At 63.5% G+C, this 17,081-nt stretch carries 17 protein-coding genes; 9 read left to right on the forward strand and 8 right to left on the reverse strand.

The features are described from left to right. Positions 1-25: 25 nt before the first annotated feature. The 4 genes from PMM47T1_RS00110 to PMM47T1_RS00125 all read left to right on the forward strand — a co-directional run bounded on the left by PMM47T1_RS00110 (position 26) and on the right by PMM47T1_RS00125 (position 3,872). Positions 26-1,039: a sulfate ABC transporter substrate-binding protein gene (locus tag PMM47T1_RS00110; protein ID WP_008364615.1), complete on the forward strand. Its 1,014-nt coding sequence runs from the start codon at positions 26-28 to the stop codon at positions 1,037-1,039. 135 nt (positions 1,040-1,174) lie between these two features. Continuing rightward, the gene (gene cysT / locus PMM47T1_RS00115) at positions 1,175-1,993 is read left to right on the forward strand and encodes a sulfate ABC transporter permease subunit CysT (RefSeq protein WP_008364618.1); all 819 of its coding nucleotides are present in this window, start codon (positions 1,175-1,177) and stop codon (positions 1,991-1,993) included. A gap of 13 nt (positions 1,994-2,006) precedes the next feature. After that, a complete protein-coding gene (cysW, locus tag PMM47T1_RS00120; RefSeq protein ID WP_008364620.1) occupies positions 2,007-2,879 on the forward strand; it encodes a sulfate ABC transporter permease subunit CysW in 873 nt (290 codons plus the stop codon). Positions 2,880-2,882: 3 nt separating this feature from the next. Next, positions 2,883-3,872: a sulfate/molybdate ABC transporter ATP-binding protein gene (locus PMM47T1_RS00125; RefSeq protein WP_008364621.1), complete on the forward strand. Its 990-nt coding sequence runs from the start codon at positions 2,883-2,885 to the stop codon at positions 3,870-3,872. On the opposite strand, the gene PMM47T1_RS00130 is transcribed toward PMM47T1_RS00125, so the two are convergent. Further along, complete coding sequence (locus tag PMM47T1_RS00130) at positions 3,869-4,399, reverse strand: Mpo1 family 2-hydroxy fatty acid dioxygenase (protein ID WP_008364622.1); 531 nt, start codon at positions 4,397-4,399, stop codon at positions 3,869-3,871. The genes PMM47T1_RS00125 and PMM47T1_RS00130 overlap by 4 nt on opposite strands. Positions 4,400-4,491: 92 nt before the next feature. Between PMM47T1_RS00130 and PMM47T1_RS00135 the strand changes: the two genes are divergently transcribed. After that, on the forward strand, positions 4,492-5,181 hold the full coding sequence (locus PMM47T1_RS00135) for a Crp/Fnr family transcriptional regulator (RefSeq protein ID WP_008364623.1): 690 nt from the start codon (positions 4,492-4,494) through the stop codon (positions 5,179-5,181). 143 nt (positions 5,182-5,324) lie between these two features. Here the strand turns inward: PMM47T1_RS00135 and uraH are convergent, their stop codons facing one another. Both uraH and PMM47T1_RS00145 read right to left on the reverse strand, forming a co-directional pair. After that, positions 5,325-5,735, reverse strand: a complete 411-nt coding sequence (gene uraH / locus PMM47T1_RS00140) for a hydroxyisourate hydrolase (protein WP_043300587.1) — start codon at positions 5,733-5,735, stop codon at positions 5,325-5,327. A gap of 2 nt (positions 5,736-5,737) precedes the next feature. Next, positions 5,738-6,205 carry a GlcG/HbpS family heme-binding protein gene (locus PMM47T1_RS00145; RefSeq protein ID WP_008364625.1) on the reverse strand — a complete coding sequence of 156 codons (468 nt, stop codon included), beginning with the start codon at positions 6,203-6,205 and terminating at the stop codon, positions 5,738-5,740. A gap of 135 nt (positions 6,206-6,340) precedes the next feature. Between PMM47T1_RS00145 and PMM47T1_RS00150 the strand changes: the two genes are divergently transcribed. Together PMM47T1_RS00150 and PMM47T1_RS00155 are read left to right on the forward strand one after the other, a co-directional pair. Beyond that, the gene (locus PMM47T1_RS00150) at positions 6,341-7,015 is read left to right on the forward strand and encodes a heavy metal response regulator transcription factor (protein ID WP_008364626.1); all 675 of its coding nucleotides are present in this window, start codon (positions 6,341-6,343) and stop codon (positions 7,013-7,015) included. After that, the gene (locus tag PMM47T1_RS00155; RefSeq protein ID WP_008364627.1) at positions 7,008-8,432 is read left to right on the forward strand and encodes a heavy metal sensor histidine kinase; all 1,425 of its coding nucleotides are present in this window, start codon (positions 7,008-7,010) and stop codon (positions 8,430-8,432) included. Before PMM47T1_RS00150 ends, PMM47T1_RS00155 begins: the two co-directional genes overlap by 8 nt. Here PMM47T1_RS00155 and PMM47T1_RS00160 read toward each other — a convergent pair. Further along, the gene (locus PMM47T1_RS00160; RefSeq protein ID WP_008364628.1) at positions 8,380-9,384 is read right to left on the reverse strand and encodes an AraC family transcriptional regulator; all 1,005 of its coding nucleotides are present in this window, start codon (positions 9,382-9,384) and stop codon (positions 8,380-8,382) included. The genes PMM47T1_RS00155 and PMM47T1_RS00160 overlap by 53 nt on opposite strands. Before the next feature lie 100 nt (positions 9,385-9,484). Here PMM47T1_RS00160 and PMM47T1_RS00165 point away from each other — a divergent pair, with 100 nt between their 5' ends. Beyond that, positions 9,485-10,564, forward strand: coding sequence for a fatty acid desaturase (locus PMM47T1_RS00165; RefSeq protein WP_008364629.1), 1,080 nt, complete (start codon positions 9,485-9,487; stop codon positions 10,562-10,564). Positions 10,565-10,649: 85 nt separating this feature from the next. Here PMM47T1_RS00165 and PMM47T1_RS00170 read toward each other — a convergent pair whose 3' ends face one another. From PMM47T1_RS00170 to PMM47T1_RS00180, 3 genes are read right to left on the reverse strand one after another with little or no spacing between them, the layout of a single operon-like run. Beyond that, entirely contained in the window at positions 10,650-12,260 is a 1,611-nt protein-coding gene (locus tag PMM47T1_RS00170; RefSeq protein WP_008364630.1) for an arylsulfatase, read from the reverse strand. A 16-nt stretch (positions 12,261-12,276) separates the two neighbouring features. After that, on the reverse strand, positions 12,277-13,101 hold the full coding sequence (locus PMM47T1_RS00175) for an ABC transporter ATP-binding protein (protein ID WP_008364632.1): 825 nt from the start codon (positions 13,099-13,101) through the stop codon (positions 12,277-12,279). Then, positions 13,098-14,696, reverse strand: a complete 1,599-nt coding sequence (locus PMM47T1_RS00180; RefSeq protein WP_043300588.1) for an ABC transporter permease — start codon at positions 14,694-14,696, stop codon at positions 13,098-13,100. Before PMM47T1_RS00180 ends, PMM47T1_RS00175 begins: the two co-directional genes overlap by 4 nt. 295 nt (positions 14,697-14,991) lie before the next feature. On the opposite strand from PMM47T1_RS00180, the gene PMM47T1_RS00185 reads away from it, so the two are divergent. Continuing rightward, positions 14,992-15,984, forward strand: coding sequence for an ABC transporter substrate-binding protein (locus PMM47T1_RS00185; protein ID WP_008364637.1), 993 nt, complete (start codon positions 14,992-14,994; stop codon positions 15,982-15,984). Positions 15,985-16,032: 48 nt separating this feature from the next. Here PMM47T1_RS00185 and PMM47T1_RS00190 read toward each other — a convergent pair whose 3' ends face one another. Further along, a complete protein-coding gene (locus PMM47T1_RS00190) occupies positions 16,033-16,953 on the reverse strand; it encodes a LysR family transcriptional regulator (protein ID WP_008364639.1) in 921 nt (306 codons plus the stop codon). Positions 16,954-17,081 lie beyond the last annotated feature (128 nt).

Raw genomic sequence — 17,081 nt, forward strand, 5'->3', positions numbered from 1 at the left:
TCAAGAGTCATCCAGGAGCTTCACCATGTCTATCCGTCACTACGCACTGGCGGCGCTCGCCAGTGCGCTGTTCGCAGGCTCTGCGGTCGCCAAGGACTATGAGCTGCTTAACGTTTCCTACGACCCGACGCGCGAGCTGTACCAGGATTACAACGCCGAGTTCGTGAACTTCTGGAAGAAAGCCCACCCGGATGACAAGGTCGACATCAAGCAGTCTCACGGCGGTTCCGGCAAACAGGGCCGCGCCGTGATCGACGGCCTGCGTGCCGACGTGGTAACCCTGGCCCTGGCCGGTGACATCGACGAAATCGCCAAGCTGGGCAAGACGCTGCCGGACAACTGGCAGACCAAATTGCCCGACGCCAGCACACCCTATACCTCGACCATCGTGTTCCTGGTGCGCAAGGGCAACCCCAAGGGCATTCATGACTGGAACGACCTGATCAAGGACGGCGTTTCGGTGATCACCCCGAACCCGAAAACCTCCGGTGGCGCGCGCTGGAACTTCCTGGCGGCCTGGGCCTATGGCCTGAAAGCCAACGGCGGCGATGAAGGCAAGGCCAAGCAGTACGTGCAAACCTTGTTCAAGCACGTGCCCGTGCTGGACACCGGTGCCCGCGGCTCGACCATCACTTTCGTCAACAATGGCCAGGGTGACGTGTTGCTGGCCTGGGAAAACGAAGCCTACCTGGCGCTGAAGGAGGATGGCGGCAAGGACAAGTTCGACATCGTCGTGCCGTCGGTTTCCATCCTCGCTGAGCCGCCGGTGGCGGTGGTGGAGAAGAACGCCGAGAAAAAGGGCAACGAAGTGATTGCCAAGGCGTACCTGGAGCACCTGTACAGCAAGGAAGGCCAGGAAATCGCCGCGAAGAACTTCTACCGTCCACGTGACAAGGAAGTGGCCGCCCAATATTCCAAGCAGTTCCAGGAAGTGAAGAGCCTGGCCACCATCGACAAGGACTTTGGCGGGTGGAAAACCGCGCAGCCCAAGTTCTTCAATGACGGCGGCGTGTTCGACCAGATTTACCAGGCGCAGTAAGGATCTGATAGCTAACTGGCCTCTTCGCGGGCAGAGCCCGCTCCCACAATGGACCCGTGCACAGGATCTGGCGTGGGAGCGGGCTCTGCCCGCGAAGGGGCCAATGACGTTTAAAACCTTGTACCAAGGACACATATGTCGCGTCGTATCTCCCCCGTCATACCCGGCTTCGGGCTGACGCTGGGCTACACCTTGGTGTACCTCAGCCTGATTGTGCTGATCCCGCTGGCGGTGATGTTCGCTCATGCCGCCCAGCTCACCTTTGAACAGTTCTGGGCCATTGTCAGCTCGCCGCGCACCCTGGCGGCCCTCAAGCTGAGCTTCGGTACCGCATTGTGCGCCGCCATCGTCAACGGCATCATTGGCACGCTGCTGGCCTGGGTGCTGGTGCGCTACACCTTCCCGGGGCGCAAGGTCATCGATGCCATGATCGACCTGCCGTTCGCCTTGCCCACCGCCGTGGCCGGTATCGCCCTGACGGCGCTGTACACACCCAACGGCCTGGTTGGCCAGTTCGCCGAGAGCCTGGGCTTCAAGATCGCCTACACCCCGCTGGGCATCACCCTGGCACTGACCTTCGTGACCCTGCCGTTCGTGGTGCGCACGGTGCAGCCGGTGCTGGCCGACATTCCTCGTGAAGTCGAAGAAGCCGCCGCCTGCCTGGGCGCAAAGCCGTTGCAGGTGTTCCGCTACATCCTCGCGCCGGCGCTGCTGCCCGCCTGGTTGACCGGCTTCGCCCTGGCGTTCGCCCGGGGCGTGGGCGAGTACGGTTCGGTGATCTTCATTGCCGGCAACATGCCGATGAAGACCGAGATCCTGCCGCTGCTGATCATGGTCAAGCTCGACCAATACGACTACACCGGTGCTACCGCCATTGGCGTGATGATGCTGGTGGTTTCCTTCGTCCTGTTGCTGCTGATCAACTTGCTGCAGCGGCGCATCGAAACCCCGTGAAGGAGGCTTGAACATGTCTGCATCCACATTGACCGCCGCCTCCAGCGCCAACGCTGCGCGCCGCGGCAGCGCCATTTCCCGGCGTATATTGATTGGCCTGGGCTGGCTGGTGTTCGCCCTGTTTCTATTGCTGCCGTTGTTCATCGTGGTGTCTCAGGGCCTGAGCCAGGGCCTTGGCGCGTTCTTCGCCGCGATCCTTGAGCCTGACGCCTTGTCGGCGCTCAAGCTCACGGTGATCGCCGTGGTGATCTCGGTGCCGCTCAACGTCGTGTTTGGTGTCAGCGCTGCCTGGTGCGTGAGCAAGTACTCGTTCCGCGGCAAAGCCATTCTGGTGACGCTGATCGACCTGCCGTTCTCGGTATCGCCGGTCATCGCCGGCCTGGTCTACGTGCTGATGTTCGGTGCCCAGGGGCTGTTCGGCCCGTGGCTGTCCGACCATGACATCCAGATCGTCTTTGCCCTGCCGGGCATCGTCTTGGCCACCATCTTCGTCACCGTGCCGTTCGTGGCCCGTGAGCTGATCCCATTGATGCAGGAGCAGGGCACCCAGGAAGAAGAAGCCGCGCGCTTGTTGGGCGCCAACGGCTGGCAGATGTTCTGGCACGTCACCGTGCCCAACATCAAGTGGGGGCTGATCTATGGCGTGGTGCTGTGTACCGCCCGGGCCATGGGTGAGTTCGGTGCGGTGTCGGTGGTGTCGGGCCATATTCGTGGCGTCACCAACACCTTGCCGCTGCACGTCGAAATCCTCTACAACGAGTACAACCACGTCGCCGCCTTTGCGGTAGCGAGCCTGTTGCTGATCATGGCGCTCTTCATCCTGCTGCTCAAGCAGTGGAGCGAGAACCGTATTAACCGCCTGCGCACAAACGCAGCGGAGGAATAATTCATGTCGATCGAAGTTCGTAATGTCAGCAAGCGCTTTAACGCCTTCCAGGCCCTGAACTCCATCAATCTGGATATCCAGAGTGGCGAGTTGGTTGCGTTGCTGGGCCCCTCCGGCTGCGGCAAAACTACCCTGCTGCGCATTATTGCCGGCCTGGAAACACCGGATGACGGCAGCATCGTCTTCCACGGCGAGGACGTGTCGGGCACCGACGTGCGCAACCGCAACGTCGGTTTTGTGTTCCAGCACTACGCCCTGTTCCGCCACATGACCGTGTTCGACAACGTAGCCTTCGGCCTGCGCATGAAGCCCAAGGGCGAGCGCCCGAACGAAACGCGCATTGCCGAGAAGGTCCATGAGCTGCTGAACATGGTGCAACTGGACTGGCTGTCCGACCGCTACCCCGAGCAGTTGTCCGGTGGCCAGCGCCAGCGTATCGCCCTGGCCCGTGCGCTGGCGGTGGAACCCAAGGTGCTGCTGCTGGACGAACCGTTCGGCGCGCTGGATGCCAAGGTGCGCAAGGAGCTGCGCCGCTGGCTGGCGCGGTTGCACGAAGACATCAACCTGACCTCGGTCTTTGTCACCCACGACCAGGAAGAAGCCATGGAAGTGGCTGACCGCATCGTGGTGATGAACAAAGGTGTGATCGAGCAGATCGGCTCGCCGGGCGAGGTGTACGAGAACCCGGCCAGCGACTTCGTTTATCACTTCCTGGGTGATTCCAACCGCTTGCACTTGGGTGAAGACCACCACGTGCTGTTCCGCCCGCACGAAGTGTCGCTGTCACGCTCGGAAGTGGAAGGCCATCACGCCGCCGAGGTGCGCGACATTCGCCCGCTGGGCGCTACCACTCGGGTCACCCTGAAAGTGGAAGGCCAGCCAGACCTGATCGAAGCCGAAGTGGTAAAAGACCACGACAGCCTGACCGGCCTGGCCAAGGGCGAGACGCTGTTCTTCAAGCCCAAGGTCTGGCAAAAAACCGCTGCGATCTAACGCTGCTGAATCTGTTTGTGGGGGCGGCCAGCGTCCGCTCCCACATTTGATTCGATCTGCTGTTCGAGTTCGGGACGCAAGCCTGCGAGAAATCCCACCTCCGCCACCACAAACAGCGGTCCCACGATCAGCCCCGTCACGTCATCGACAAACGCCGGTTTGCGCCCTTCCCAATAGTGGCCGACAAACTGGATCGCCCAGCCCACTACGAACAACCCCAACCCGGCGCTCAGCCACACCAGGGTGGCCTGCACCGCCAGCGCCTGCCCGGCCCACAGGCACAGCCCCAGCAATGCCGTCATCAACACGCCAAAGCGGGTATCCAGGCGCAGGTAGAACCAGGCCGAGGCGAGCGCCACGAACAGCGCGGGGCTTACCCACAGGCCGGCCATCCAGCCGCCCGGGCGTGACAACAGCACAGTGACGGCCACCACGATCATGGGAATGCCGATGAAATGGCTGGCGATATTGCGCGGGTCGCGGTGATAGGCTGCGTATTGGCTCAAGTGGTCGACGAGGTTTTTCATTGTTGTGCCCTCTGTGTGGGTGATGATTGATCATGCCCGTTTGCTGGCCCATGCTCTGTCGGCTAGCCGACAAACCCTGCACACGAGGCTTCATGAACGACGTCACTGCCTGGCGCCCGCGCCTGCTGACCGGCCACTGGTTCGCACAGCTGCCACTGTCTCTTCAGGATAGTGTGCTGGCGGCCGCGCGCGTTCGCCGTTTGGCCGCCGGGGCCTGCCTGTTCAAGCGGGGCGATCCGCCTTGCGGCTTGTACGCGGTGGTGGAGGGCGCCATGCGCATTGGGGCGGTGAATGCTTTGGGCAAGGAAGCGCTGCTGGCGCTGGTGGAGCCCCCGCAGTGGTTTGGCGAGATCGCCCTGTTTGACGGGCAGCCGCGTACCCACGATGCCTATGCCGAGGACGACTGCGTACTGATCTGGGTGGGCCAGGGGGCGCTGCTGGCGTTGTTGGCCGCCACGCCGGCGTACTGGCAAGAGTTTGCCTTGCTGATGAGCCAGAAACTGCGTCTGGCCTTCGTCATGCTCGAACAGCAGAGCCTGCTGGCCGCCGCGCCACGCTTGGCCCATCGGTTGCTGTTGATCGCCCAGGGCTATGGCGAGGTGGACGGCGCCCGGCGGGTGATCCGCCTGGGCCAAGAGCAATTGGCAATGATGTTGTCACTGTCGCGGCAAACCACTAACCAGATCCTCAAGGAACTGGAGTTGCAGGGTGTGGTGCGGCTGAGCTACGGCGAAATCGAAATCCTCGACCTGGTTGCCCTGAAACACCGCGCAACCCTGTAGCAGCAGCTGCCTTCTGTGGCAGCCCACGCTTCCCGTGGGAGCGGGTACTACCCGCGAAAAGAACACCGCGGTCCGTCAGTGCCTTCGCGGTGTAGTCTTCGCGGGCAGAGCCCGCTCCCACAAGGGCAAAGCACGGGTTACGATCACGACCCGCGGTAGGTGCTGAAGCCGTACGGGCTCAGCAGCAGCGGAATGTGGTAATGCTGGTCCGTCTGCTTCACCTGGAAAATCACCGGAATCTCCGGGAAGAACGTGTCATGCCCCACGCGCTTGTAATAGTCGCCGGTCTTGAACACCACCCGATACTCACCCTGCACGAACGCATGGTCCGCCGGGAACAGTTCGGCGATACGCCCCTGCTCATTGGTGGTGCCGTGGGCCAGCATCTGCCAGTCCTTGCCCACGTGCTGCTCCAGAGTCACTTCGACGCCCGGTGACGGTACGCCGTTTTCCAGGTTCAGAACATGCACGCTGAGGGGGTTGGCCGCCATGGCCAGGCTGGACAGCGTGCTCAGGCCCAAGGCCAGAATCAGTTTCATCGGTAGCTCCTTCATGTTCAGGGGTGAATGGCCAGGCCCAAGGCACTGGCGGCGGTGATTGCGCATTGTTCGTCCTGCTCGGCACCGCCGGCGCCGGCCACACCCAGTGCGCCGACCAGCTCGCGGCCTTCGAACAGCGGGATGCCGCCGCCCAGCAACAGCAGTTCGGGGAGGGTGTTGAGGTTGGCGGCTTCAGGGCTGTTGCGTGCACGCTCGGCGAACAGGCGGGTAGGTGTTTTGCTCGACAGCGCGGTGTAGGCCTTGCGCCGCGCCGCGTCGGCATTGTGCGGGCCCACGCCGTCGGCGCGCTGCGCCAGGATGGGGTTGCCACCACGGTCCAGCACGGCGATGGCAGCCTTGCACGGGCTGGCATCGACCAGGCGTCTGGCGCTGGCCAGGTCCAGTTCCGGATGTTGCGGCAGGCCGGCCTGGGCCTGTACCGCAGCCAGTGTAGCGGCACAGAAGAGCAGAGGTTTGAGCGCCATGTCAGGCTCCATCAAGGTGATGACGCCAGACTAACCACCGGCCCCCTACAGAACCCCGTCAGCCTGATTACAACTTTGTAATGGGCAAGAGCCACCGACAGGCCTAGCCTATGGGAAGTTAAAATGAGGTGTGCAATGCATTTGCTGGTGGTGGAAGACGAACCCAAGACGGCCCAGTTCCTGGCCAAAGGGCTTGGCGAGTCCGGGTTCAGCGTGGACGTGGCGCTCAATGGCCTGGATGGCCGGTACCTGATCGAGCAGCAGGCCTACGACCTGATCATCCTCGATGTGATGCTGCCCGGGCTCAACGGTTGGCAATTGCTCAAGCTGATCCGCCAGCGCGGCGACACGCCGGTGCTGTTCCTGACGGCCAAGGACGGCATCGAAGATCGAGTCCGCGGCCTGGAACTGGGTGCCGATGATTACCTGGTCAAACCCTTTGCTTTCGTGGAACTGCTGGCGCGAGTGCGTACTTTGCTGCGCCGCGGCCCCACGCGCGAGGTGGAGTGCTACCGCATCGCCGACCTGGAGCTGGACGTGCTGCGCCGCCGGGTCAGCCGGGGCGGCCAGCGGATCAGCCTGACCAACAAGGAATTTGCTTTGCTGCAATTGCTGGCCAGCCGACGCGGCGAGGTTCTTTCGCGCACCCTGATCGCCTCCCAGGTGTGGAACTTGAACTTCGACAGCGACACCAACATGGTGGAAGTGGCGGTGCGCCGCCTGCGCGCCAAGGTCGACGACCCATACATGCCCAAGCTGATCCATACCGTGCGTGGTGTTGGCTACCAGCTGGACGCCCCGGATGAATGATCGGCCACATGGGCCGTCGCTTGCCGCGCGGCTGGCGATGGCGTTTGCCCTGGTGTGTGCGCTGGTGTTGGGTACTGCCGGCCTCTTTCTGTACCGCAGCCTGGAGTCCGAGTTGGTGTACCGCGATAACCAGGCCCTGCTCGGCCGCCTGGAACAAGTGCGGGCCCTGCTGCACGACAGCGACAGCCTGGGCGCCCTGCAGCAGCGCCCACGGCTTTACCAGAACATGCTCGGCAACCTGGACAGTCTATTGCTGGTCAACCGCGCCGACGGCGCAGCGGTAATCGCGATCAACCCGCGTGGGCAACCGGTGCCCAAGGTCGCACCCATCCCCGAACAGCGCAGCCCACGGCCTGAGGACATCCAGACCTGGCAGTCGACCGACAGTGTGCCGTTGCTGATATTGGCCGGCGCAGCCCAGGGGCCCGGCGGCGAGGCCTTGACAGTCATGGTCGGCAAGAGCCTGGCCGAGCGCGAGGTCATGTTGGCCAGCTATCGCCTGCGGGTTTACCTGGCAGCAGGGGTGGGCGCGCTGCTCGCCTTTGCCGTGGGCCTGTTACTGTTGCGCCGCGCCCTGCGGCCCTTGCGGCACATGGCTGATACCGTTGCCAGCATTGACTTGCGCAGCCTGGACCGGCGCCTGCGGCTGCAGGCCGTACCCCGTGAACTTCAGGAGCCGGTACATGCCCTGAATGGGATGCTGGCGCGCCTGGATGATAGCTTTCAGCGCCTGTCGCAGTTTTCTGCCGACCTGGCCCATGAGATCCGTACCCCACTGCACAACCTGCTGGGCAGCAATGGCCTGGCGCTGAGCCAGCCGCGCAGCACCGATGAATACCAGGAATTGCTGGCGTCGAACCTTGAGGAGTTCGAGCGTCTCAACCGCATGGTCGAGAACCTGCTGTTCCTGGCCCGTGCCGACCATGGCGAGCGCTTGCTGAACCTGCAGCGCGTGCACCTGCACGCGCTGGGTGAAGACCTGTGCGCCTACTTCGAAGCCCTGGCAGACGACCGCCAGTTGTGCCTGGATAACCGCTTGGTGGGTGAACTGGATGCCGACCTGCAATTGCTGCAACGAGCCATGGGCAACCTGTTGGCCAATGCCGTGCGCCACGCCGCGCCGGGCAGCACGGTGACCTTGGTCAGCAGTGGCATGCAGCTAAGGGTCTGCAACCAGGGCGATGTCATTGCCCCGCAGCACCTGGGGCGCCTGTTCGACCGTTTCTACCGGGTGGACGCTTCGCGTGCGCAGCCTGGCGATTCCGGCGGCCTGGGCTTGGCAATCGTGCATTCGATCATGCAGTTGCACGCAGGCCAGGTGACGGTCAGCAGTGATCCGCAGGTCACGGTGTTCAGCCTCGACTTCACACCATACGGTCGCGGAACTGCCCCGGCGACAGCCCGGTCCAGCGTTTGAATGCACGGTTGAAGCTGCTGGCATCGGCAAACCCGAGGCGGAAGCCGATCTCGCTCAACGACACTTCCACTTCACGCAGGTAGGTCAGGGCCAGGTTCTGCCGGCATTGGTCCAGCAGCGCGTCATAACGGCAGCCTTCGTCGGCCAGGTGGCGCTGCAGGCTGCGCAGGCTCAGGTGCATGGACTCGGCAATCTGGTCCGCCGACGGCACGCCGTTGGGCAGGTGGGTTTCGATGGCGTTGCGCACGCGCCGCTCCCAGGTCAGTGGGTGCAGCAACTCCAGGGTGCGGTTGAGTACCGCTTCGTTGTGCTCGGCCAGCTCCGGGTTGGCGTCGTCCAGGTGGCACTCGAAATCGGCGCAGGCAAACTCCAGCCAGTTCTGCGCCGCGTTGAAATGGATGGGCGCGCGGAACACCGTGTGCCAGGGCGTCGGGTCGGCCGGGGCGGGGCGGGTCAGCCATACGCCCAGCGGCGAGTAGTCGCGGCCCAGGCGGTTGCGACAGGTGCGCACATAAATGGCGGCAAAGGCATCCATGGCCTCCGGCGCAGGTGCGGGTGAGTCGTCAGGTATTTGCAGGCGAAACACATAGCGGCCATTTTCCCGGCTCAGGTGTGGCACCACCGCGTCGCTCACCACCTGGTGGTAGCGCACGATACGCTCGAATACCTCGCGCAGGTTCTCGCTGGCCACCAGGGCATACCCCAGGGCATGAAAGGTGGTGGGGCTGACGTAGCGCGACACCCGCAGGCCAATGGCCGGGTCGCCGCTGGCTTCCACGGCCAGTTGCCACAGCCGCGTGGTCGCCGACAGCGGGTAACGGGCCTTGGGGTCGTCCATGTGGTGCAGGTCCAGGCCGGCCTTCAGGCACAGCGCGGCGCTGTCCAGGCCCAGGGCGTCCAGTTGCTTGCGCAGCGCGCGGGTCCAGCTGGCAAGTGAAGTCGGTTCAGTCATGGCTAATGGCGCCTGAGGTCAACAGGTTGGCGTCCACGGCTAGCGTCCCTTTGCTGATTCTGGTCCACAGTCGTTCCATCAATAACAAGAGGATGGAAGCATGGACCGCACTTGTGCAAGCCCCGACAGACTGAATGCGCAACAACGCAGCGCCCATATTCGCCAGGTGGTGATGGCCAAGGGCGATGAATTGCGTGCCCGCTACCCGCTGCTCAAGCATCAGGACGCTATCGGTGCAGGCATCCTGGCCTTTTCCCTGGCAGGCATGATCGGCAGCGCGGCGCTCTTTATCGAGGGTTACATGGCATGGTGGGCCTGCCTGCTGATCAACGCTTTCCTGGCGTCGCTGACTCACGAGCTGGAACATGACCTGATTCACAGCATGTACTTCCGCAAACAGCGGGTGCCGCACAACCTGATGCTGGCGCTGGTGTGGCTGGCGCGGCCAAGCACTATCAACCCATGGATCCGTCGCCACTTGCACCTCAACCACCACAAGGTGTCGGGCACCGAGACCGACATGGAGGAGCGCGCCATCACCAACGGCGAGCCTTGGGGTATCGTGCGCCTGCTGATGGTGGGTGACAACGTCATGTCGTCACTCATTCGCATGGTGCGAGCCAAGACCTGGGCGCACAAGTGGAGCATCCTCAAGCGCACCCTGCGCGTGTATGCGCCCCTGGCCCTGCTGAACTGGGGCACCTGGTATGTGTTCTTGGGCTTCCACGCCGCCAATGGCGTGGCCTGGCTGCTGGGCGCGCCCATCGACTGGTCGGCGTCGACCCTGGCTGCCATGGAGGTGGTGAACATTGCTGTGGTGGTGATCGTCGGCCCGAATGTGCTGCGCACGTTCTGCCTGCACTTCATCAGTTCGAACATGCATTACTACGGCGACGTGGAGCTGGGGAACGTGATGCAGCAGACCCAGGTGCTCAACGCCTGGTGGCTGTGGCCTTTGCATGCGTTCTGCTTCAACTTCGGCAGCACCCATGGCATCCACCACTTCGTGGTCAAGGAACCCTTCTACATTCGCCAGATGACCGCGCCGGTGGCGCACAAGGTCATGGCCGAGATGGGGGTGCGGTTCAATGATTTCGGCACGTTCAGCCGTGCCAACCGGTTTACCCCTGTGGCGGCCCCTGTAGGCGCGGACCGTGTCCGCGAACCAGGCACCGCATAATGTCCGGGGACTGCGGCGCGCCCTTCGCGGACACACACGGTCCGCTGCTACAGGACCATGCTGTGCCCGCGATGGGCGCGCTGCCTTAATCCGGTTGGAAGGGGGACTGGCTAAGGACCACGCCGGTTTCTTCCACGTATTTCTGCCACTCGCCAATCAACGTCGCCAGTTTTTCCGGGTGGCTGGCCGCCAGGTCGTGGATTTCGCCGCGGTCCTGGCTCAGGTCATACAGCTGCCAGGTGGCCGGGCCTATCGGCCCAGGAATCCACACGGCTTTCCAGTCGCCCTGGCGAATGGCTCGCTGACCAAACAGCTCCCAGCCGGTGACCGTCTTGTCGTCGTGCACGCTGGCGGTTTCGCCCGACAGGTAACCCAGCCACGAGCGCCCACGCACCGCTGCCACGTCCTTGCCGCGCCAGCGCGTGCCGGGGTGGCGCACGCCGGCCAGGTCGAGGATGGTTGGGGTCACGTCCATTACCGTGCCGAAGCCGTGGCCAATCTGCTTCTGGCGTGCCAGCGGCGGGTAGTGGATCAGCGCCGGCACGCGAATGCCGCCTTCGGTGGTGAACGCCTTGAACAGCTTCGACGGTGCAGTTGCCGCCTGCGCCCAGCCCGGGCCATACCAGACGTACGAGTTGGCGCGGCCGATGTTGTCCAGGCTGTTGTCGTAGTGGGTGTCCAGGTAGGTCATCAGCTGCGGCCCGAACGTGGGGAAGGCTTCCAGCAGCGCGCCCTCGGCACCGTTGTCGGACATGAACAGGATGAAGGTGTTGTCCAACTGCCCTTGTTGGCGCAGGTAGTCGACCACGCGGCCGATGTTCCAGTCCATGCGCTCGACCATGGCGGCGTACACCTCCATGGCCCGCGCGGACGCCTGGCGCTGGCTGTCATCGAGCTTGTTCCACTCGGCGTTGAGCGCCAGCAGGGGGTGCGCCTCCGTGGCTCCGTCGATCAACCCCAGTTCGCGCAGCTTGCCCAGGCGTTCCTGGCGTAGTGCGTGCGGGCCAGCGTCGTAGCGGCCCTTGTACTTGGCCACGATGTCGGCCGGTGCCTGCAACGGCCAGTGCGGGGCAGAGAAGGGCAGGTAGGCGAAAAAGGGACGGCTCTGGTCGCGCTCCTTCAGGTATTGCAGCAGCTTGTCGCCGAACGCGTCGGAGGAATAGAAATCCTTGGGCAGTTCGTCGACGAAGGTATCGTCCTCGATGTACAGCGCCGGGGTGGCCTTGAGCAGGCCTGGGGTGCTGTTGTCGAAAGTGGGCTCGAAACCGTAGTGGTTGGCCGCGCCCGGCAGCAGCGAGAACGAGCGCTCGAAGCCTCGGGCGTGGGGCGCCAGTTCGGCGGTCAGGCCCAGGTGCCACTTGCCGCTCATCAGTGTCTGGTAACCGGCTTCGCGCAGCAACTCCGGCAACGCCACCACGCGGTCGTTGAGATGGCCCTCGTAGCCTGGCTTGCCAATCAGCTCGGGCGTCAGCGCCTCAGCCATGGTGCCGATGCCGGCGATATGGTGGTCGGTGCCGGTCAGCAGCATCGAGCGTGTCGGCGAGCAGGTGGGCGCGGTGTGAAAGTCGGTCAGGCGCAGGCCGGCCAGGGCCAGCGTGTCCAGGTGTGGCGTGGCGATCTCGCTGCCGAAGGCGCCGATGTCGGAGAAGCCGAGGTCGTCGGCCAGGATCACCAGGAAGTTGGGACGTTGGGGCATCGTGCGGGTTCCTTTCTCAGCAAGCGATGAAGGCCGGGTGCAGATCGCGAATCTGCACGGGGTTGGGGGCGACGTAGTGATCGTCGCTGGTCAGTTCGTGCAGCAACTCTTCACGCAACTGGTGAAAATCGAAGCTGCTGCGCTGGCGCGGGTGCGGCAGGTCGATATCGACCACGCGCTTGATGCGCCCCGGGCGCGGTTCCATCACCACCACGCGGTCGGCCAGGAAAATCGCCTCTTCCACGTCGTGGGTCACCAGGATGGTGGTGATGCGCGCGCGTTCGCGAATCGCCAGCAGCTCGTCCTGCATCTGCTGGCGGGTCAGGGCGTCGAGGGCGCCGAAGGGTTCGTCCAGCAACAGGATGCGCGGGCTGGCCACCAGGCCGCGGGCAATGGCCACGCGCTGGGCCATGCCGCCGGACAGCTGGTGCGGGTAGGCACGGGTGAAGTCCTTGAGGCCCACCAGGTCGATGAAGTCGTGCACTCGGCGCTGGCGCTGCTCGTTGCTGAGCGGCTCGTTCACCAGGCCCAGGCCAATGTTTTCTTCCACGGTCAGCCACGGGAACAGCCGGTGTTCCTGGAACACGATGCCGCGTTCGCTGCCGATGCCGGTCACGGGCCTGCCGTCCACCTGAATCTCGCCGCGAAACTCTGTGTCCAGGCCAATCAACAGGCGCAGCAGGGTGGACTTGCCACAGCCGCTGGAGCCGACGATGGCGACGAACTCGCCCTCGGCGATCTGCAGGTTGAATTCGCGGATGGCTTCCAGGCTGCCGCCGTCCACTTCGAACAGTTTGCCCACATGGTTGAAGCTGACAATCGGGGAGGTGAGTGCGTTCATGCGTGTCTCCAGCGCGTGGCGCGCGCTTCAATGCGTTGCCCGAGGGCGTTGAGCAGGGCGCCGGTGATGCCGACCAGGAGCATGCCGCTCATGATCAGGTCCATGCGCATCAGTTGCTGGGCGCCAATCATCAGGCTGGCGATGCCGCCGTTGGACGGCATGAAATACTCGGCGCCAATCGTGCCCAGCCAGGCGTAGATCAAGCTCAGGCGCAGCCCGGCGAAAATCCCCGGTGCCGCACCCGGCAGCACTAGCCGCCGCAGCCGCTGGAAAAGGCTGAGGCGCAAAACCTGGGCGGCCTCGGCCAGTTGCGGTGACAGGTTGGCGACACTGCGGTGGGTGGCGATGAACAGCGGGAAGAACGCGGCCAGGGCCACGAATACCCACTTGGCCGGCTCGCCCAGGCCGAACCAGGCGGTGATCAGCGGTACCCAGGCAAAAATGGCGATCTGGCGCAATGCCGACAGGCTCGGGTTGAGCAGGCGGTTGCAGGTGTCGGACAGGCCCAGCAGCAAGCCCAGCGCAAAACCCAGGCCGCCGCCCAGTATCAGACCGCCCAGCGTGCGGCCCAGGCTCAGGCCCATGGCCGTGAGCAGCGAGCCGTCCGCCAGCCCGGCCCAGGTGGTGTGCACCACGGCCAGGGGCGAGGCGAGGATGTTGGGGTCTACCCACTGCAACTGGCTCGCCAGTTGCCACACCAGCAACAGCGCGGCGGGTAACAGCCACGGCGTCAGTCGGTCCAGGCCGCGGGCATCGGCGGTGCGCGGCAGGGCGGCCGTGGCCGCGTGGGGCCAGTGCACCAGTTTGCGGTCGAGCAGGCCGATGCCCTTGTCCATGGCCAGGCCGATGACACCGATCACCACCACGCAGACAAACACGATGTCGAGCATAAACAGTTGCCGCGCCCATACCATCAGGTAGCCAATGCCTTCGCTGGACGCCAACAGTTCGACGGCCAGCAGCGACGACCAGCCCGCCGCCAGCGCCAGGCGCACGCCGGCCATGAACGAGGGCAGCGCGGCCGGCAGCACCAGGCGCCGGATCAGCAACCGTGGCGGCAAGCGCAGCACGGCTGCTGCTTCGCGCAGCCGTGGCTGGGCATCACGCACGCCTACCAGCGTGTGCAGGGTCACGGGCACGACGATGGCCTTGATCAGTACCACCAGCTTGAGCAGTTCGCCTATGCCGAAAAACACCATGAACAGTGGAATCCACGCCAGCGTCGGGATTTGTGCCAAGGCTGTGAAGGTTGGCAATACCAGGCGTTCGGCCCGGCGGCTGAACCCCAACCAGGCGCCCAGCACGGCGCCGCCGGTGATGCCTGCCAGCAGGCCCCAGAACAGCCGTTGCAAGCTGATCCACAGGTTCACCGGCAGGTCGCCGCCGGCCAGTTCCAGGGTGCTTTGCCACACCAGCGAGGGGGCGGGCAGTATCTGCTCGCTCATCCAGTGGTTGCGGCTAGCCAGCCACCACAAGGCGAAGATCGCCACGGGCAGGTAGAAGGCCTGCAGGCGTTGGCCTACCCCGGCGCCCAAGCGTCGAGGGGACGCCTGGGGTTTTGTCAGGGGCAGGCTGAGGAGTGAATCTCGGGCCATATCAGACCTCCGTTGTCGGCTACTGCAGCGGGCTATTTATATATTCCTATCGGATATAACAGGAATTTTATGTGTGCTATATGGAGATAAGACGGCCATTTAAGGCCTGCACGCCTTCCGCATCCAATGCATTCGAAGAATATTTTCCATGCGCTCAATGCATGGCGTGCTGACAACCTGTCTGAGTCGTGCTTATTCCATAAAGTAACTAAAATGTGAATTTATAGTATTTAATGAAATCAGCTGGATATGTCTGACTGAGCGCCTTCCGAGACTGAGCCAGGAGCACATTCCAATGAAAAAAGCCCTAACCCGCGTGGTCAGCCGTTTCGCTCTGCCTGCCTTGCTGGCCTGCACGCCGCTGTTCAGCCATGCCGATGTAGTGAAGGAAATCCGTATTGCCGTGCCTGACCTCAGCGCGGGTACCGAGCACAGTGGCGGTGGCGTGGTCGACGTGTTGCGCCAGCAACAGCTGCTGGAAAAGGCCTTCGCCGCCGACGGCATCACCGTGCAATGGCAGTTCTTCAAGGGCGCCGGTCCGGTGATCAACGAAGCCTTTGCCAATGGCCAGGTGGACTTCGCCTACCTGGGCGACCTGGCGGCCATCATTGGCAAGTCCAATGGCCTGGACACCCGCTTGCTCAGCGCCACCGCGCGCGGCATCAAGCAGTACCTGGCGGTGCAGCCGGGCTCGGGCATCAAGACCCTGCAAGACTTGAAGGGCAAGCGCGTGGGTATTTTCCGCGGTACCGCCAGCCAGCTTTCATTTGATGCCGCGCTGGCCAGCCAGGGCTTGAGCGAGAAGGACCTGAAGGTGGTGAGCCTGGATTACAGCGCGGCCCAGTCGGCCCTGGCCGCCAAGCAGATTGATGCCACCTGGGGCTTGAACAGCGTGATCGTACTGCAGCAGAAGGGGCTGGCCGAACTGCCGCTGACCACCAAGGACCTGGGCGGCGCCGGCAGCATCCAGAGCGTGCTGGTGGGCAGCGGCGCGTTCGTCGACGCCCACCCCGACATTGTCGCCCGCCTGCTCAAAGCTCAGGGTTCGGCGGTGCAGTGGTTGACCCAGGACGACAACAAGGACGCCTACGTGCAATTGGTGTCACAGGTCGCGAGCTATCCGCCGGCCATCCTGGCCCAGGACTTGAAGGGCGACCGCTTGAGCGAAGTTTTCCCGTCGACCCTGGACCCACAATTCCTCGGCACCCTGCAAGCGTCGGTGGACTTGGCGGCGCAGCAGCGGCTGATCCGCAAGCCGTTCAAGGTTAGCGATTGGCTAGCCCGTTGATGTCGGCAGCTCCGGGCTTCAAGGTGTATGCACCCAGGCGGTGGGGTATCAGCCAGCCTTGACCGCAGGCTGCGTATCGATCTGTACGATGGTGTCGATCATCGCCCGTGCCGCCGGTGACAGCCGGTAGCCCATGCGGCTGACGATGCCGCAGCGGGCACTGAGGCTTTCCAGGTTTTGCGGCAAGTTGCGCCAGTGCAGGCGCACCAGTTGCCGGGCACCGCCATCCTCGTCAAAGCCTTCTTCGGTGCACAGGCCGATGGCGTCCGAGTCGAGCACGATCTTCACCAGCGAAGGCATGTGTTCGGTCTCGATGTGCGGGCTGAAGTCGGTCTTGCCGCTGAGGTTGGCCAGTAGCTTGCGAATGCCCGGTGGAATCAGCGTGGCGGCTAGTGGGTAGTCGAACATGTCGTTGGTGGACAGGCTTTCCTTGGCCAGCAGCGGGTGCCCCGGGCGGCAAAAGAACGCGCCGCGCTTGGGGGTAAGCGGCTGCGTCTGGAAGTTGGGGTCGGCCTCGAAGTGGCGGATGTCGGCGATGAAGAATTCGATCTCCTCGCGGCTCAGCGCCCGGCTCAGTTTTTCCCAATTGTTGACCTCGAAAAAAGTCCGCACCTTCGGGTGGGCGCGAACGAAATTCGACACTGCCTGGGGCACCAAACGTACCGCCGGCGCCGGGCCGCAACCGAAGCGCAACTCGCCGGCGTCGAGCTTGGTCATCTGCGTCACTTCGCTGGCCAGCAGCGCTGCGCCCTGAACCAGGCTCAATGCGTGTTGCAGCACCACCTGGCCTTCCGGCGTGGGCCGCAGATCCTTGTTGGCGCGGTCCACCAGCACGCAGCCGAACTCCTGTTCCAGGCCCTGGATGCTGCGGCTGAACGCCGGCTGGGTGATGCCCATGGCATCGGCGGCACGCACAAAACTGCGGTGTTCGGTGAGGGCGATGAAGTACCGCAGTTGGCGCAGATCCATATGCATTCCCGGCATTTGAAAAATAGGTCGAAGGTATTGGCACAGCGAGTGGGTTGAGGTTTTAAATGCAAGCTCTTATTCCGTCAACGAAGCATTGGTGATTTATCTAGAACCAATACTTATATGCA

Origin of the sequence: Pseudomonas sp. M47T1, assembly GCF_000263855.1 — a bacterium.
In the GTDB taxonomy this organism is placed as follows: domain Bacteria; phylum Pseudomonadota; class Gammaproteobacteria; order Pseudomonadales; family Pseudomonadaceae; genus Aquipseudomonas.

Bases quoted from the DNA above. Each gene is read 5' to 3' on its own strand.
- PMM47T1_RS00110 (WP_008364615.1), top strand. From the start codon at position 26: ATGTCTATCCGTCACTACGCACTGGCGGCGCTCGCCAGTGCGCTGTTC.
- cysT (WP_008364618.1), top strand. From the start codon at position 1,175: ATGTCGCGTCGTATCTCCCCCGTCATACCCGGCTTCGGGCTGACGCTG.
- cysW (WP_008364620.1), top strand. From the start codon at position 2,007: ATGTCTGCATCCACATTGACCGCCGCCTCCAGCGCCAACGCTGCGCGC.
- PMM47T1_RS00125 (WP_008364621.1), top strand. From the start codon at position 2,883: ATGTCGATCGAAGTTCGTAATGTCAGCAAGCGCTTTAACGCCTTCCAG.
- PMM47T1_RS00130 (WP_008364622.1), bottom strand. From the start codon at position 4,399: ATGAAAAACCTCGTCGACCACTTGAGCCAATACGCAGCCTATCACCGC.
- PMM47T1_RS00135 (WP_008364623.1), top strand. From the start codon at position 4,492: ATGAACGACGTCACTGCCTGGCGCCCGCGCCTGCTGACCGGCCACTGG.
- uraH (WP_043300587.1), bottom strand. From the start codon at position 5,735: ATGAAGGAGCTACCGATGAAACTGATTCTGGCCTTGGGCCTGAGCACG.
- PMM47T1_RS00145 (WP_008364625.1), bottom strand. From the start codon at position 6,205: ATGGCGCTCAAACCTCTGCTCTTCTGTGCCGCTACACTGGCTGCGGTA.
- PMM47T1_RS00150 (WP_008364626.1), top strand. From the start codon at position 6,341: ATGCATTTGCTGGTGGTGGAAGACGAACCCAAGACGGCCCAGTTCCTG.
- PMM47T1_RS00155 (WP_008364627.1), top strand. From the start codon at position 7,008: ATGAATGATCGGCCACATGGGCCGTCGCTTGCCGCGCGGCTGGCGATG.
- PMM47T1_RS00160 (WP_008364628.1), bottom strand. From the start codon at position 9,384: ATGACTGAACCGACTTCACTTGCCAGCTGGACCCGCGCGCTGCGCAAG.
- PMM47T1_RS00165 (WP_008364629.1), top strand. From the start codon at position 9,485: ATGGACCGCACTTGTGCAAGCCCCGACAGACTGAATGCGCAACAACGC.
- PMM47T1_RS00170 (WP_008364630.1), bottom strand. From the start codon at position 12,260: ATGCCCCAACGTCCCAACTTCCTGGTGATCCTGGCCGACGACCTCGGC.
- PMM47T1_RS00175 (WP_008364632.1), bottom strand. From the start codon at position 13,101: ATGAACGCACTCACCTCCCCGATTGTCAGCTTCAACCATGTGGGCAAA.
- PMM47T1_RS00180 (WP_043300588.1), bottom strand. From the start codon at position 14,696: ATGGCCCGAGATTCACTCCTCAGCCTGCCCCTGACAAAACCCCAGGCG.
- PMM47T1_RS00185 (WP_008364637.1), top strand. From the start codon at position 14,992: ATGAAAAAAGCCCTAACCCGCGTGGTCAGCCGTTTCGCTCTGCCTGCC.
- PMM47T1_RS00190 (WP_008364639.1), bottom strand. From the start codon at position 16,953: ATGGATCTGCGCCAACTGCGGTACTTCATCGCCCTCACCGAACACCGC.